This is a genomic window from Shewanella sp. Isolate7, from assembly GCF_022398425.1.
Taxonomy (GTDB): Bacteria; Pseudomonadota; Gammaproteobacteria; order Enterobacterales; family Shewanellaceae; genus Shewanella.
The window spans coordinates 1-15,089 of record NZ_JAKEVJ010000093.1; the positions used below are offsets into that span (position 1 = coordinate 1).

The 15,089-nt window shown below is 48.3% G+C and carries 15 protein-coding genes and 1 rRNA gene; 11 read left to right on the forward strand and 5 right to left on the reverse strand.

Annotated features, from left to right (window positions below):
* Positions 1 to 201: 201 nt before the first annotated feature.
* The 3 genes from rrf to L1D47_RS17970 all read left to right on the forward strand — a co-directional run bounded on the left by rrf (position 202) and on the right by L1D47_RS17970 (position 1,459).
* Positions 202 to 317 (forward strand): 5S ribosomal RNA (gene rrf, locus L1D47_RS17960).
* A gap of 424 nt (positions 318 to 741) precedes the next feature.
* Positions 742 to 996, forward strand: coding sequence for a YkgJ family cysteine cluster protein (locus L1D47_RS17965; protein WP_239886261.1), 255 nt, complete (start codon positions 742 to 744; stop codon positions 994 to 996).
* Between the two features lie 10 nt (positions 997 to 1,006).
* Positions 1,007 to 1,459 (forward strand): Rrf2 family transcriptional regulator, encoded by a 453-nt coding sequence (locus tag L1D47_RS17970; RefSeq protein WP_239886262.1) that lies wholly within the window; start codon positions 1,007 to 1,009, stop codon positions 1,457 to 1,459.
* Between the two features lie 7 nt (positions 1,460 to 1,466).
* Here L1D47_RS17970 and L1D47_RS17975 read toward each other — a convergent pair whose 3' ends face one another.
* The 4 genes from L1D47_RS17975 to gpmM are packed head-to-tail and all read right to left on the reverse strand — an operon-like array spanning position 1,467 to position 6,167.
* Positions 1,467 to 2,222, reverse strand: coding sequence for a divergent polysaccharide deacetylase family protein (locus tag L1D47_RS17975; RefSeq protein WP_239886263.1), 756 nt, complete (start codon positions 2,220 to 2,222; stop codon positions 1,467 to 1,469).
* 15 nt (positions 2,223 to 2,237) lie between these two features.
* The gene (locus L1D47_RS17980; protein WP_239886264.1) at positions 2,238 to 3,443 is read right to left on the reverse strand and encodes a S41 family peptidase; all 1,206 of its coding nucleotides are present in this window, start codon (positions 3,441 to 3,443) and stop codon (positions 2,238 to 2,240) included.
* Positions 3,444 to 3,478: 35 nt separating this feature from the next.
* Positions 3,479 to 4,564, reverse strand: coding sequence for a peptidoglycan DD-metalloendopeptidase family protein (locus L1D47_RS17985; protein WP_239886273.1), 1,086 nt, complete (start codon positions 4,562 to 4,564; stop codon positions 3,479 to 3,481).
* Between the two features lie 58 nt (positions 4,565 to 4,622).
* Positions 4,623 to 6,167 (reverse strand): 2,3-bisphosphoglycerate-independent phosphoglycerate mutase, encoded by a 1,545-nt coding sequence (gene gpmM, locus L1D47_RS17990; protein ID WP_239886265.1) that lies wholly within the window; start codon positions 6,165 to 6,167, stop codon positions 4,623 to 4,625.
* Between the two features lie 241 nt (positions 6,168 to 6,408).
* On the opposite strand from gpmM, the gene L1D47_RS17995 reads away from it, so the two are divergent.
* The 8 genes from L1D47_RS17995 (at position 6,409) to L1D47_RS18030 (ending at position 14,872) form a co-directional block, all read left to right on the forward strand.
* Positions 6,409 to 6,843, forward strand: coding sequence for a rhodanese-like domain-containing protein (locus L1D47_RS17995; RefSeq protein WP_239854130.1), 435 nt, complete (start codon positions 6,409 to 6,411; stop codon positions 6,841 to 6,843).
* Positions 6,844 to 7,050: 207 nt separating this feature from the next.
* The gene (gene secB / locus L1D47_RS18000; protein ID WP_041509750.1) at positions 7,051 to 7,539 is read left to right on the forward strand and encodes a protein-export chaperone SecB; all 489 of its coding nucleotides are present in this window, start codon (positions 7,051 to 7,053) and stop codon (positions 7,537 to 7,539) included.
* 6 nt (positions 7,540 to 7,545) lie between these two features.
* Complete coding sequence (gpsA, locus tag L1D47_RS18005; RefSeq protein WP_239886266.1) at positions 7,546 to 8,565, forward strand: NAD(P)H-dependent glycerol-3-phosphate dehydrogenase; 1,020 nt, start codon at positions 7,546 to 7,548, stop codon at positions 8,563 to 8,565.
* A gap of 313 nt (positions 8,566 to 8,878) precedes the next feature.
* Positions 8,879 to 10,063: an NAD(P)/FAD-dependent oxidoreductase gene (locus L1D47_RS18010; RefSeq protein ID WP_239886267.1), complete on the forward strand. Its 1,185-nt coding sequence runs from the start codon at positions 8,879 to 8,881 to the stop codon at positions 10,061 to 10,063.
* A 132-nt stretch (positions 10,064 to 10,195) separates the two neighbouring features.
* Positions 10,196 to 11,023: a TnsA endonuclease N-terminal domain-containing protein gene (locus L1D47_RS18015; protein WP_239886268.1), complete on the forward strand. Its 828-nt coding sequence runs from the start codon at positions 10,196 to 10,198 to the stop codon at positions 11,021 to 11,023.
* Positions 11,010 to 13,148 carry a transposase gene (locus L1D47_RS18020; protein ID WP_239886269.1) on the forward strand — a complete coding sequence of 713 codons (2,139 nt, stop codon included), beginning with the start codon at positions 11,010 to 11,012 and terminating at the stop codon, positions 13,146 to 13,148. Before L1D47_RS18015 ends, L1D47_RS18020 begins: the two co-directional genes overlap by 14 nt.
* Positions 13,145 to 14,563, forward strand: a complete 1,419-nt coding sequence (locus L1D47_RS18025; RefSeq protein ID WP_239886270.1) for an ATP-binding protein — start codon at positions 13,145 to 13,147, stop codon at positions 14,561 to 14,563. The genes L1D47_RS18020 and L1D47_RS18025 overlap by 4 nt, the downstream gene beginning before the upstream one ends.
* 33 nt (positions 14,564 to 14,596) lie before the next feature.
* Positions 14,597 to 14,872 carry a hypothetical protein gene (locus L1D47_RS18030; RefSeq protein WP_239886271.1) on the forward strand — a complete coding sequence of 92 codons (276 nt, stop codon included), beginning with the start codon at positions 14,597 to 14,599 and terminating at the stop codon, positions 14,870 to 14,872.
* Here L1D47_RS18030 and L1D47_RS18035 read toward each other — a convergent pair.
* A partial coding sequence (locus L1D47_RS18035) for a transposase domain-containing protein (protein WP_239886272.1) occupies positions 14,862 to 15,089 on the reverse strand: 228 nt, incomplete at its 5' end. The genes L1D47_RS18030 and L1D47_RS18035 overlap by 11 nt on opposite strands.

Here is a 15,089-nt window from a genome sequence, read left to right on the forward strand (position 1 = left end):
CCTGTACTAATGACTCGTGAGGCTTAACCATACAACCCAAAAGGGTTTCGTACGATGGTTACTGAATCAAAAGAATACAAAAGTACTTGATTGAAGTGAGGTCATAAATTGCTCCTGCATTTATGACATAGAGTACATCCGTGTACTAAAACTCAAATTGACTCTTAGCTAAGAGTACAGCTTTCCGAATTTACAATTTTGTCTGGAAACCATAGCATTGTGGTCCCACCTGATCCCATCCCGAACTCAGAAGTGAAACGCAATCGCGCCGATGGTAGTGTGGGGTCTCCCCATGTGAGAGTAGGTCATTTCCAGGCGCCTAATAAAGCAAAAAGCCCTAGCCTAAAACGCTAGGGCTTTTTGCTGTCTACGCTCGCCTAAATTGCTCCTGGCAATTTATGGCACTTCCTACATCCATGTAGGTCGCGCGAAAGCATCTACTTCACCTGCAGTCCAAAGCTGCTTACGCAGTGTGGCAGTTTATTGTTCCATTTATAGACTGCATTTCCGCTATCCTTGGCGGTTAGGTTCCTGAGCTCGCAGCCTAGCTGGTTCGCGCTGCAGGCATCCATGTGAGAGCTGATTGATTGCCGAATTTAACTACACCTGCACAAGATTCTCACAGTGAAACCTAGGTTTTTATCTCTTTTACTATTAGGTGGGGCTAATCTTTATGAGATCTCAGAATAATGCTGTGATCTTAATGGCTAACAAGCTACACAAATATAGGTATAATGCCGTATGAATTGTCGTCTAGGATGTGGTGCTTGCTGTATAGCGCCGTCGATCACCAGCCCTATCCCTGGCATGCCTGAAGGCAAGCCTGCCGGCGTGCCTTGCATCCAGTTAGATGAGCAGAATCTTTGTAAGATATTCGGTCATCCTGAGCGCCCTGCGCTGTGTGATCGTTTTATTGCCGAACCAGAGGTCTGCGGTTCGACGGCAGAAGAGGCACTTTGGTTGATTACATCTTTAGAAGCGGCGACGCAGTCTTAGAAGGTAGGTTATGCAGTTAACTCGTTATACAGATTTTGGTATTCGTACGTTAATGTACTTGGCCTTATCGCCAGAGAGAGAAACACTGTTTAGAATTGCAGAGGTCACCGAGGTGTTCGATCTGTCGGCTAACCATGTGTCTAAGATAGTGCATCATCTTGGCAAAGAGGGTTATTTGCAGACGGTGCGCGGTAAGGCCGGTGGTTTTAAGTTAGGTAAGCCGGCGGACCAGATCAATATCGGTGTCCTGGTGCGCACGCTGGAAAACTCGCTCTCGCCTATCGATTGTAGCAAGCCCTATTGCCGCTTCTCGCCTGCCTGTCAGCTTAAGGGCGTGCTCGCCGAAGCGGTTGATGCCTATCTTGCCGTGTTAGACAAATACTCATTGGCCGATGTCGTCAGTAATCGTGACGACTTAAAGGCCTTACTACCGGATCTTTCTATTCCGGTTTTAGAGCTTTAAGCTCGCCCTATCTTAAATGCACCTTGTCGCTGGCCGCGGGGTCCTTCTGCGCGAGGCGATAAGGCAGCAGCCTGGAAGTATTCACTAAGGTGATCCCCTCTTCTGTAAGACGAGGCAGATTCGCCTTTAAGAAGCTGATGGTCTCGGGATAGGGGTGAGCTATCACTATGAGTTGCCCTTCCTTATGCGCCTTCTGAATCAACTGATTAAATTGCCTCTCCAGAGCCTGGGGGGATACATCGTTATCTAAGAAGAGTTGTCTTTTCAATAAGGGAATGCCCTGCTTGTTTGCTGCGGCGCTCGCCTTGCTGTACCTGGTGGTCATGCTATCTACAAAATAGTTATCTTGCTGCTTAAGGCTTTCCATTAACCAGGTCATGGGGTCGTCGAGCTGTGTCAGCAGGCTGCCCATATGGTTATTGACGCCTTTGGCGTAGGGGACACTCTTGAAAGCATCCTCGATAGCCTGCTTGAGAGACTGTTCGCTCATCTGATTGGTCAGTCCGCCAGGGCCCATCTCCTTGCCATTTAAAGCCTGCATGGGCAGGTGCAGCATGATCTCGTGGCCTTTGTCGTGGGCGATGGCGGCAAGCCTTTCTCCCAGAGGAGTATGGGGCAGTACTGAGAGGGTGATATTGCTTGGCAGCGCCAGCACCGCCTCGTCGGTCTGACGATAACCTATGTCGTCAATGATGATGGAGACCTGGGCGGCGAAGCTATGTGGTGTGGTAAATAAGACAGCTAATAAGAGTAATAAGCGCACTATTTTTGTTATTCACTAACTATTTGTTTTTATCCATGAGATCGCCGATTCGATAACCCTATCGTGGGCGCTAGCATCATGGGGTGATTGCTCCTCGATTATAGGCACACTTTGTCCGGCAGTCATAGTCTCGCCAGGGATATTTATATCTGGCTTTATGCCGATGGCATGTATGTCTCTGCCTTTTGGTGTGGTGTAGTGGGCTATGGTGAGTTTGATGGCATTGCCCTCGATAAGCGTGGGGATCAGGCTCTGCACCGTGCCTTTACCGAAGCTCTTTTCGCCGATAAGCGTGGCCCGCTTATTTTCCTGCAGCGCCGCGGCCAGCACTTCTGAGGCCGAGGCCGACCCCTTATTGATCAATACCGTGAGTGGCAGCTTGGAGAACATAGTCTGCGGCGAGGCGAAGTAGTCTGAGTTGGCATCGAAGAAACGCCCCCGGGTGGAGACGATGCGTCCCTTGGCGAGGAAGATGTCGGCTATCTTGATCGCCTGATCCAGCAGGCCGCCTGGGTTGTTGCGCAGATCCAGTATCAGGCCTGTAACAGGCTCATTTTGCCACTGGGTCAATAGCTTAATAAGATCTTCGGTGGAGTCATCCTGAAAGCTGGAGAGCTTGATATAGCCGATACCGTTATCGAGTAACTCACCCTCTACCGAGTTGACATCGATAAGGCTCGGGGTCAGGGTGACGTCGAACAGCGCCTCCGAGTTAGCGCGGCTCAACGAGAGGTTGATGGCCAGATTATGCTTGCTATGGAACTTGATCTCCTCCAGCACATTGTCGAGCTGCTTGGCCGTTACCGTTTCATTGTTGACTTTGACGATGCGATCCCCGGGTTGAATCCCGGCGTTGGCGGCTGGCGAGTGGGGAAATGGGCTGATGATGGTCACCTGGTTCTGCTCTGTGGCTATCTCTATGCCGAAGCCAAAGTATTCCCCCTTGTTGGCATCCTTGATATCGGAGAAGGCCTGACTGTCGAGGACGTTTGAATAAGGGTCCAGCTTGCTGAATACCCCTTCTATAGCCGCCTGGATAAGATCTTCCTGGGAGATCTTGTCCACATAGTAGGTTTCTACCGTGCTGATGATGTCGATGAGGAGTGGGTAGTTGACCTTGGGCTGGTATTCTTTGGCATTCTCATGGCCAAACAGTGTGATTGAGAGGCCTAGGGTGAGGCCCAGGGCGACACAGGTGAAATAGCGGATCATTTGAGACATGGACAGGCCCCCCATAACTCGGGGTCGTTGTCGCGTTATCGTCTACAGTATCTCGCAGGATCGACCGCTTGCCCCTTATGCCTTACCTCAAAGTATAGGCCAGGTTCTGTTTGTCCACCCGAGCGTCCGACTAGCGCTATGGTTTCCCCTTTCTTCACGCTGTCGCCGGCGTCTTTGAGCAGGGTTTGCGCGTGGCCATAGAGGCTCATATAGCCCTTACCGTGATCGACGACCATCACCATACCAAAGCCTCTGAGCCAGTCGGCGTAGATCACCTTGCCCGAGGCGATGGCGTCGATCGATTGTCCTTCGGGGGCGGCCATCATCACGCCCTTCCATTTTACTTCGCCTGAGCGTCGATTACCGAATCCGACGCGGATGCGTCCCTTGGTCGGCCAGTTAAGTTTCTGACGGCTAGAGAGGCCTTCCATGCTGGGGTTGTCTTTCATGGCTCTCAGCGCCTGTTCGACGACCCGCTTCAAGCTGGCTTCCTCTATCTGTAACTGTTCCAGCTTGGCACCGTGTGAGTTGAGGGTGCGCTCTATCTGTTTAAGGGTCTGCTGACGCTGATGTTGTTCTTGGGTGAGAGTCTTAGCCTGCTGTTGCTGATTGAGGATCAGCTCGTTGAGCTTGGTCTGCTGCGCCTTCTGCTCTGATTCGATGGCCGTTAATTCGGTCATCGTCTGTTGCAGCTGCTTAATGGCGTCCATTCTCGCCTTGTTGAGAAACTGATAGTAGGCGAGCAGTCTCTCTATGGTGGCTGGACTCTGCTGATTGAGCAGCATCTTAGTGTAATCGTGGTTGCCTGCCAGATAGGCGCTGGCTAGCTGATTGGATAGCGTCTTCTGTTGCTTCTGCTTGAGGCTATCAAGCTCTGCCTTGCGGCCGTCTAACTCGGCCAGTTTCTTGTCGGTTTGTGCCAGAGAAGCCCGGGTATTGGTTACCTTCTTTGCTGCGGCGGCGATCGCCTGCTCATCTTTTTTCAGCAGAGAGATGAGTTTCTCATGTTGGCGACTGGTGTCTTTCAGGGCCGACTGTTGGTTGCTTATCTGTTTCTGGATCGCTTCGAGCTCGGATTGACGCTGCTTCAGGTCTGATGCCTGAGCAGTACAAGAGAGCATGATAAAGCCAGCAAGTATGCTGGCTTTATAGAATCCGGAACGTTTAAGCAAAGAGTCGTTACTCGCTTAGGGTAATGATTGAGTGCCCTGTCATCTCTGATGGCACTGTTTGTCCCATCAAGGTTAACATGGTTGGCGCTAAATCACTTAATCTTCCGTTTGGCGAGATTTCACCCTTGCGTCCCACATAGATGAGAGGCACGAGTTCGCTGGTGTGGGCGGTATGGGCCTGACCAGTTTGCTCGTCGGTCATCTGCTCGGCGTTACCATGGTCGGCGGTGATCAGACACTCACCGTCTACCTTGGCCAAAGCCTCGACCACGCGGCCGATACAGGCATCGACTGCCTCACAGGCCTTGACGGCGGCGTCGAAGTTGCCGGTATGACCTACCATGTCACCGTTAGGGTAGTTACAGATGATCACGTCATACTTGGTCGACTCGATGGCTTCTACCAGCTTGTCGGTCAGCTCGGTCGAGCTCATCTCTGGCTGTAGATCATAGGTGGCGACCTTAGGCGACTGAATAAGGATTCTGTCTTCACCCTCAAACGGTTCCTCTTTACCACCGTTGAAGAAGAAGGTGACGTGCGCGTATTTCTCGGTTTCCGAGATACGTAGCTGAGTCTTGCCGCTGTTTTGCAGCACTTCGCCTAGAGTGTTGACCAGATCCACCGATGGATAGGCGATCGGCGCCTTAATGTCGGCGGCGTATTCGGTCAGCATGACGAAGTTGATCTTAGGGCTTACCGCACGCTCGAAGCCGTCGAATGCTGGATCGACGAAGCTGCGAGTGATCTGGCGGGCGCGGTCGGCGCGGAAGTTCATGAAGATCAGCGCGTCGTTGTCATTGAGCGTAGCGACATTTCCGTCGGCGTCAGTGATGGCAGAGCTGCCAACGAACTCATCGTTTTCATCGCGGCCATAGGCGGCGTCGAGTGCCGCAACGGCATCTTGATACTGGTGCAGTGCCTTGCCCTGGGTGATCAGCTCATAGGCTTGAGAGACGCGATCCCAACGGTTGTCTCTGTCCATGGCGTAGTAGCGGCCGATCAAGGAGGCGATACGACCTGTGCCTAGCTTGGCAAATAGTTCGTTGAAGGCTTCCAGGCTTCCCTTGGCGCTTCTTGGTGGTGTGTCACGACCGTCGAGGAAGGCGTGCAGATAGACTTTTTTGGCGCCGCGCTCAACCGCCATCTTACACATGGCCTGGATATGGCTTTCATGGCTGTGTACGCCACCGGGTGATAGCAGACCCATGATGTGTACTGCGCCATCGGCAGCGATGGCCTTATCGACGGCGTCGACAAAGGCGGGGTTGGTGTCAAACTCGCCGTCTTCAATCGACTTACCGATACGGGTCAGTTCCTGGTAGACCACGCGGCCTGAGCCTATGTTGATGTGACCAACTTCTGAGTTACCCATCTGACCGTCGGGCAAACCGACATCCAGACCCGAGCCTGAGATCAGGCTGTTAGGGTATTCTTTGTTGAGGCGATCGAGGACAGGAGTGTTGGCGTGATATACCGCATTCATGTGGGTATTTTCACGGTAACCCCAGCCATCGAGGATCAGCAGTGCCAATGGGCGTTTGCGTGTCGTCATGGTGGTACCTATTAACGTTAAAAAGAAAACTAGAATTCTGAAATTGGATAAATATTACTACGTACAGGGACGATCAAAAAGTGATTTACACCGATAACCCTCATCGAGCCCGTCACAATTTAAGGGATCTCTCAATATCGCCCCTCTGTAGGGGGTGAACAACATGCTGCAATCTGCCTGAACAATCGGTTATACTCTCTGCCCAAACAGTCTCTCAAGCCACAGAAGTAGGCCGAAAACTATGCAAGAATATATCGAATTTTTTAAAGCCAACCCAATGTTGAGTCTCGCCTGGGTGGGCTTGTTTGCAGCGCTTATTGTGAGCGTTTTTAAGTCTAGTATCTCAAAAGTGAAAACTGTAGATCATCAGCAGGCGACCTTGTTAATTAACAAGCAAGACGCCAAGGTGGTCGATGTGCGCTCTAAGGAAGAGTTTAAGAAAGGCCATATCGTTGACGCGATCAACCTGCCTTTGGCTGAAATTAAAAATAATAAGACATCTGCCCTTGAAAAGTTTAAAGCCAGTCCCATTATAATGGTATGCAATGCAGGGATGACCTCGTCGCAAGCGGCTCAGTTGATGGTGAAAGAAGGCTTTGAGTCTGTCTATAACCTCAAGGGTGGGATGAGCGAATGGCAACAAAATAACTTACCGGTTGCCAAAACCAAAAGATAACCCACACAAGGATTGCTTTTATTAAGCTTCTTTGATTAGAGTGTCATCTCTTATAAAAAATGGCTTAAATCGCCCATCTGGTGAGATTTAAGGAAATACTAAAATCGGGATGGTGGCTGAGATCTAGATTAGGACTCGAGTAACAAAGGCCCTGAAGATGATTCTCCTCACGGAATGAATCGAACAAAATTGATTAGGTAGGAAATTATGGCTGAAGCAGTAAATAACGAACAACAGGGTCCACAGTTCAACATTCAACGTGTTTACACCAAGGACATCTCTTTCGAAACGCCAAACAGCCCAGCTGTTTTCCAGAAAGAGTGGAACCCAGAAGTTAAGCTAGACCTAGACACTCGCAGCGCTAAGCTGGCCGACGATGTGTATGAAGTTGTCCTGTCGCTTACTGTGACGGCTAAAAACGGTGAAGAAACTGCTTTCCTATGTGAAGTTCAGCAAGCGGGTATCTTCGCTATCTCTGGTCTGACTGAGCAGCAACTGGCTCACTCTCTAGGTGCATACTGCCCTAACGTACTGTTCCCATACGCTCGTGAAGCTGTGGGTAGCCTGGTTGCTCGTGGTACTTTCCCACAACTGAACCTTGCGCCAGTTAACTTCGACGCTCTGTTTGCTCAATACGTGCAACAGCGTCAGGCGCAGGCAGAAGCTGCCGGTGAAGCAGCAGAAGCGAACGCTTAATTACGCATGAACAACACTGCCGATATTACGGTACTGGGGGCGGGCTCTTATGGCACCGCCCTTGCTATTTCTTTAGCCAGTAACGGACACAAAACCCTGATTTGGGGCCACGAACCTGAACATATCGAGAACCTCAAGCGTGATCGATCCAATGAGGCGTTTCTGCCCGGTATTCCGCTGCCGGATCTTCTTATCCCCGAATCTGACCTTGCTACCGCGTTAGCCGCCTCCAATAATGTGTTGGTCGTGGTGCCTAGCCATGTATTTGGTTTGGTGCTCAAGCAGGCTAAGCCGTTGCTGCGTGAAGATGCTCGCATCGTCTGGGCCACTAAGGGTCTGGAGCCCGAGACGGGTCGTCTGCTGCAGGAAGTGGCGCGAGAAATCTTAGGTGAAGAGTATCCGCTGGCGGTCTTGTCAGGCCCGACCTTCGCCAAAGAGCTGGCGGCAGGCTTGCCCACCGCTATCTCGGTTGCCGGTACCGATGAGACCTTCACCAATGATTTGGTGGAGTTATTACATAGCCCGAAACGCCTGCGTGTCTACGCCAACGACGACTTTATCGGCCTGCAACTTGGCGGCGCGGTGAAGAACGTTATCGCCATCAGCGCGGGCATGTCGGATGGCATCGGCTTTGGTGCCAACGCCCGTACCGCACTGATCACGCGCGGGCTGGTGGAGCTGTCACGTCTGGGTGAGGCCATTGGCGCTCAACCTTCTACCTTTATGGGCATGGCGGGTCTGGGTGACCTGGTGTTGACCTGTACCGATAACCAGTCCCGTAACCGTCGATTCGGTTTGGCGCTGGGCCAGGGTAAGGAGGTCGACACCGCACAGGCCGAGATTGGTCAGGTCGTGGAAGGTTACCGTAATACTAAAGAGGTCTATACCTTGGCTAAGCGTCTGGGTGTTGAGATGCCGATCACCGAGCAAGTGTATAAGGTGCTCTACCAGGGCGGCACGCCACACGAGGCGGCTAAAGCCTTGTTGGCGAGACAGAAAAAGTCGGAGACCACTGACAGCGAATAGTGGCCATCGGCGACTCATGCTAAAAACAACAAAGGGTGCTAAAATAGCGCCCTTTTTTATACACGGATGTATTTATCCCCGATCACCATGGAGGGGGTCAGAGTTTTATCCCCGGTGGCCACGGCCTTTGATGTTCCCGACATCAAATGGCATTTCCTTCATCCGTGAAGGTCAGCGGTGAAAGAGGGGATTTATACACGGCCAAAAATGTTCCCGGCATTTTTAGGCATTTCCCCCATGAATGGGAGAGTTTTATCCCCTGTGTTTTGGGGTTGCGTTCGGTAGCTATTAACTTGTTTGAGGCGGTATTTAAGTGAAACATCATGACGTGATTATTATCGGTGCGGGCGCGGCGGGCCTCATGTGCGCGGCGACGGCGGGTTATCGCGGGCGAGACGTTCTGGTGTTAGATAACGGCAAACAGGCGGGGCGCAAGATCTTAATCAGCGGCGGTGGTCGCTGCAACTTCACTAATCAGAGAGTCGAGCCGGCTAACTTTATCTGTATCAATCCCCACTTCGTGAAGTCGGCGCTGGCTCGCTACTCGTCACAGGACTTTATCGAGCTGGTCGAACGCCACGGCATCGAGTATCACCAGCGAGATCATGGCCAACTGTTTTGTAACGACTCGGCCAAAGAGATAGTCACCATGCTGCTGACCGAGTGTGAATGGGCCGGGGCTCAGGTACAGTTGCGCACCGATATTCTCTCTATCAATAAGCAAGACGATGGACGCTTCATGCTGGAGACCAGCAAGGGGGAGTACAGCTGTGAGTCCCTGGTGGTGGCGACGGGTGGGCTGTCTATGCCAAAGCTTGGCGCCTCACCTTTTGGCTATCAGATTGCCGAGCAGTTTGGCCTCAAGGTGTTGCCGACTCACGCCGGCCTGGTGCCCTTTACTTGGCACAGCGATCAGAAGCAGAAATTTGAGCCGCTCTCTGGTATTGCGGTGCCCAGTACCATTACCGCCAAAGATGGTACCCAGTTTAGCGAGGCGCTGCTGTTTACTCACAGAGGCCTGTCGGGACCGGCTATCTTGCAGATCTCCAACTACTGGCAGCCGGGTGAGAGCATCTCGATTAACCTTCTGCCCCAGCTCGACGCCGCCCAGGCCTTGAGCGAGGTACTCGACAAACATCCTAAGCAGAGCCTGCGCAATACCCTGTCGCAGTGGCTACCTAAACGCCTGGTAGAGGTGCTGTTTGACGAGGTGCTGCTGAATCTGGCGCTCAATCAACTGGTGCATGCTCAGCGCGATCTCATCGTCGATAATCTTCATAACTGGCAGCTCTTGATGAACGGCACCGAAGGCTATCGCACCGCGGAAGTTACCCTGGGGGGAGTGGATACCAACGAGCTTTCGTCAAAAGATATGCAGAGTAAGAAGGTGCCAGGACTCTATTTTGCCGGCGAGGTGATGGATGTCAGCGGCTGGCTCGGGGGCTTCAACTTCCAGTGGGCCTGGGCATCCGGTGTCGCCGTCGGTCAGGCGGTGTAGCTTTGTGTAGACACAATAAAGTTTACCCGTAAGCTCTAAAGTTTGCCCGTAGGAGGATTTTGAGACAATAAAGTTTGCCCGTAGTGATTTAGCTTACTATGATAAATCTAGGTAGCTGTCATTGGATTGAGTATGGGACGTGGGCGTAAACTGGAGTCGTTGAAAGACTTTGAACGAGCATTAAAAAATAAATATGGGATTGGTCAAGGTTCTGAGTACAAGCCTTGGCTCAGAATTCAGGATGTAAAATCTGAAGGAAAACGCTCACTAATTTATGGTAGGAAGTCTCAAAGAGACCACCATATGATGTCTTCGATAGAAAGTGAGCACTTTCATCTTGCTGAGTTTTCGCGCTGTGTAGTTGATATCAGAGAGCAATTTCCTATTTTTCCTCTAAATTTTACGCAGAAAGTTGCTAAAATCCTTGGTGTTGAACACCCAACCCATCCTCATACGAAAGAGCCAATTATCATGACAACTGATCAGTTGCTCACGATAGACACCCCTCAAGGCATTATATACCAAGCCGTTGCAGTCAAACCTGAAGATGATTCTAGCGATCTCCGAGTGCTCGAGAAAATAGATATCGAGCGAGTATGTTGGGAGTTGCTTGGCGTTAAGTTTAGATACTTTACCGGTAATGAATTAACTAGGGTCCAAAGTAGCAACCTTGAATGGGCCTCATCCCCTTTTCGTAAGAATGCGATCAGTTTTTCTTTTGAGCAATTAGATTGTGCTCTATCAATAATGAACGTTGGACAATTTTTCATTGAAGACCTTTGTAATCAGTTAATCTCAATGAACATTACCTCTCATGATGATGCTTTGTTACTAGTTCGTTTCCTCATAGCCGACCACTTAATTGAGGTAGATCTATCGACAAATATTTCTGAATCAGGGCTTATTGATGTGATGTCTGTTGCTGATCATCAAGGAGGTACGCTATATGGAGCTTCCTAGAAACAGCGTTTGGAGCGTAAATGATTCGGAGTTGCTTAAAGACGGTCTATATCGTTTGTTGGATATCTTTCAGGATGTTGAATCTGTTATTTTATTCTCGCTAGACGATACTTCCGCAACGGTAAGGCCTATAGCGGTTTCACTAGAAAGTTTCATTGAGCTTTTTTCGAGCCGTAAAGCCCAAAAAGCACATTATGAATTGCCGAGTTATCTTCTTGTTGATGAGGAAAATATTTCAGATGATTACATTGGTCGTCGAGATAAAAACTATGGTTTCATCAAAGGTATTGTATTCGACAGATCCTTTATCTTTGATTATGCAACCAAAAGGCGCTCTTCTCAGCTTGCAAAATACGCAAAAGAAATTGGTGCCGACCGTAAATCTTTAGCTAGATTACTTACCCTATATTGGCGAAATGGTCAGGACAAAATGGCCCTGTTACCTGCCTTTTCTAAAAGTGGAGGTGCTGGGAGAGACCGAATCCCAACAACAAAACCTTTGGGGGCGCCAAAACAACCAAGAACCACAGCTTTTGATAGAGCGGCTAAGTTTATTGTTAGTGATGAAGATAAGAACAAATTCAAAAAAGCGTTACGGAAGTACTACCTCAAAGAGTCAGGGTTGACGCTAGCAAAAACTTATAAAAATTTGCTCAAAGATAGTTATTCAAAAGAGATAAGTTTGGCTGAGGCATGTGGCAGGTATCCATTGATCCCAACTAAAAAGCAGTTTAGTTACTGGTCCACAAAGCTATTCAGTAAAGAACAGATAATCAAACAACGAACATCGGAAAACGATTACCTTAGAAATAAAAGGGGGGCACTCGGCAGTATTACGGATAGAAGCCACTTGCCAGGAGGGCATTTTGAAATTGATGCAACTGTTGCTGATGTACATATCGTATCTGAACTTGGATCTCATTATGTTTTAGGGCGGCCGACGATATACATCGTGGCTGACAGAGCTAGTCGAATGATAGTTGGTATGCATGTGTCTCTATACCATGCTTCATGGCGTGCAGCCCGCCAGGCATTAACTAACAGTTTCCTTCCTAAATCTGATTACTGTAAGAGCTTTGGTTTGGAGATAGCTGATTCAGAGTGGCCTTGCGCTCATATTCCTAAAGAGTTGGTTTGCGACAATGGAGAAATGATTGGCATACAGCCACAGAGAGCTCTGACACCAATGACACAGCTATCGTTTACGCCACCATATCGACCTGACTGTAAAGGTGTTGTAGAAAAACGATTTGATACTCTTAACAATGAAGTAGTTCACGAATTACTGGGTACAACGAGAGGTGGGAACGTTGTTCGAGGAAGTCGAGATCCAAGAAAAGACGCAATCTATACACTAAAAGAAGTTACTGCAGAAATAATAAAAGCAGTATTAGAGCACAATCGTTCAATTCTTGATGGTTTAGTCTATTCTAGCCCTTTACTCATAGAGAATGACCTATCTCCGACCCCTTTGAACTACTGGAAAATACATCTAGCAAAACATAGGCATGAACTTCAATCCGCTAATAGTGATGAAGTTATAGCTAGACTGCTACCATCCGCTGAAGTCAGCATGACCCGAAGCGGAATATATTTTAATGGTATGTATTATTCCTGTTCAGAAGTTGAAGAGCGTAATCTAGCATCTGTCGCTAGGTCGTCAGGACGCTGGAGACTTGAAGCGCGTATTGATGAAAATACAACAAATTATATTTATGTTCGCTTAGATAAAAACAGAGAATTCATTAAGTGTAACTTGTTACCTCGAAGTCGTATGTTGGGTGATAAGTCTATGTATGAATCAGACTTCATTCGAGATTGGCTCGATACTAAGAAAGAGTTAACCCCTATATCAACGACCTCTATTGACGACCATAAGCATCGCCAGGAGACAGCTCGACAAGCGAAGCGTAGAAGTAAAAATGCTGAAAATGTCTCTTTTAAAGATAAAACGAGCAACATCCGTCAGCGCCGAAAGGAAGAATTAGAAGCTACAACAAATATGATTGCACCAGATTTTGAGGTTTCAGTTACTAATAGTATCCCTGATTCTTTCCCCTTAGGTAGTAAAATCATTCCTTTACCAAAAGGGAGAAAAAGAAGAACTAATGGAGGTGGGTCATGAGAGTGGAACTTGCTGTATATAAAGATGCAATTTTACCTGAGCATCAAGGCAATCCGCTTATAGAAGCACTTCCAACCAAGAAATCATGGGAAAGTGTCATGGAGGATTTTAGTAATTACCCTGACTATTCAGAAGAAATCGCTGATCACCCTAATCCATTGGTTCGCGATGAGTATCTAAATCGTATTGAAGAAATTAGGCAACCACTGACTGATTATGAAGCATGTTTTAGAGCAGTGGAGAGGTCTATCAAAAAGGGGTATTCGACCAAGAATCCACTTAGCCCTACCACTGTACAGTACCTACATTATTTTGTTGATGAAAGACCTGACATAGAACCTCGAACAGGCTTTTTTCAGCCTAAAGGAGATGGGCTGACTCTCATTGGTGAAAGCGGTGTAGGCAAAACCTCGATGATTGAACAAGTTCTGGGTTACTTCCCAAATGTTATTGTTCATGAGTCCTATCAAGGTCAACAACTAGAATTAAGAAAACAAGTTGTTTGGATAAAAGTTGACTGTCCTAGTAACTCAAGCGTTAGGGATTTGTGTGAAGAAATATTATCAACATTAGACTTAGCACTTGATAGAGAAAAAACAAAGCCAGCAGGAACTATAGGTGCTTTAATTCGACAGCTAGAACAGTGTATTAAGTCTAGTTTTCTCGGTATGTTAGTTATTGATGAAATGCAAAACCTTCAGTTCAAAAGAACAGGTGGTGAGAACAACTTATTAAGATTTTTGCATAGACTTGTGAACAAGCTAGGTGTACCACTTTTCTTTGTCGCAAATCCTCCGTTTGATCAGTCTCTTATTAAGGAGCTCAAGGCTGCCCGTCGAGCAGAAAGTGGTTACCATCATACTATGTCAGTCTTGGCAAGGGATAGTGTTTCATGGAATGCATTTATAGAGCAACTTTGGCAGTATCAATGGACGAATGTTTATACAGAGCTTACTGAAGAACTTAATGATGTTCTTCATTCTCTTTCGGTTGGTAATATTGATATGGCAAGCCGTACATACCGAGAGGCGCAAAGGTTAATTATCGGTTCTGATGATGAAAGACTTACTGCTGCAACATTAGAAGCTGGTAACGCCGTTGCTTGCGGACTTTCACGGCAAACTGAAGAAGTTATTGATCTTAAAGTAGTCTTACCTAAAAGAAAGCAGCGGAATACACGTAGTGCAAGGGAAACAGCAGTTAAAACTATCGATAAAACGGGTGATATCACTAAGCCTCAGCACCCAGAGTTTGCTACTAAGCTAATTGAGTTAGTTAACGCTGTAGATCTTAAAAGCCGAATTGATGATCCTGATCTGTTCCAACAAGCAGCTGAATTAGAGGACTCTATACGTTACTTACGGTCTAGAAATATCGTTCTTGACGATCCGCTTTCAGAGCTAGCCTATAATTAATGAGTAAGGGCCTATCTAAACAGGAGATTCATCATGCAGCTGCCTACAGCATTACCTGATGAGTCTCTATTTAGCCGCATATGCCGTCATTTAGCTATTAGTGAGTTTCCCCTTGAGCAAGCATTGAAAAAACTTGTGGGCGACGGGAGAGGTGCAATTCATCCTTACCTTACATCTAACCTGCACATTACAGCTCAATTCACTCAAGAGTCATCAGAAGAACTGTTATCTAATCAAACATTGCGTCCGTTATTTTCCTACTACTTGCCGCAATATCGTAAGCGTCCGGTGATCCCACCTAGCGTTTAGCAAACTGCCATGGTAGTAGCTGCTCGATATCGACTTCGGGTTTGCTGAGCTGCTCTAGGCTAACCATGACATACTCGAACACATTGAGGTCGTTAGCCTTGGCCGTTTCAATGATGCTGTAGAGGATAGCACTCGCGTTAGCGCCGGTGGCAGTCTGGCTAAACAACCAGTTTTTTCTGCCTATGACGAACGGTTTGATTGCTCGTTCTGCACGATT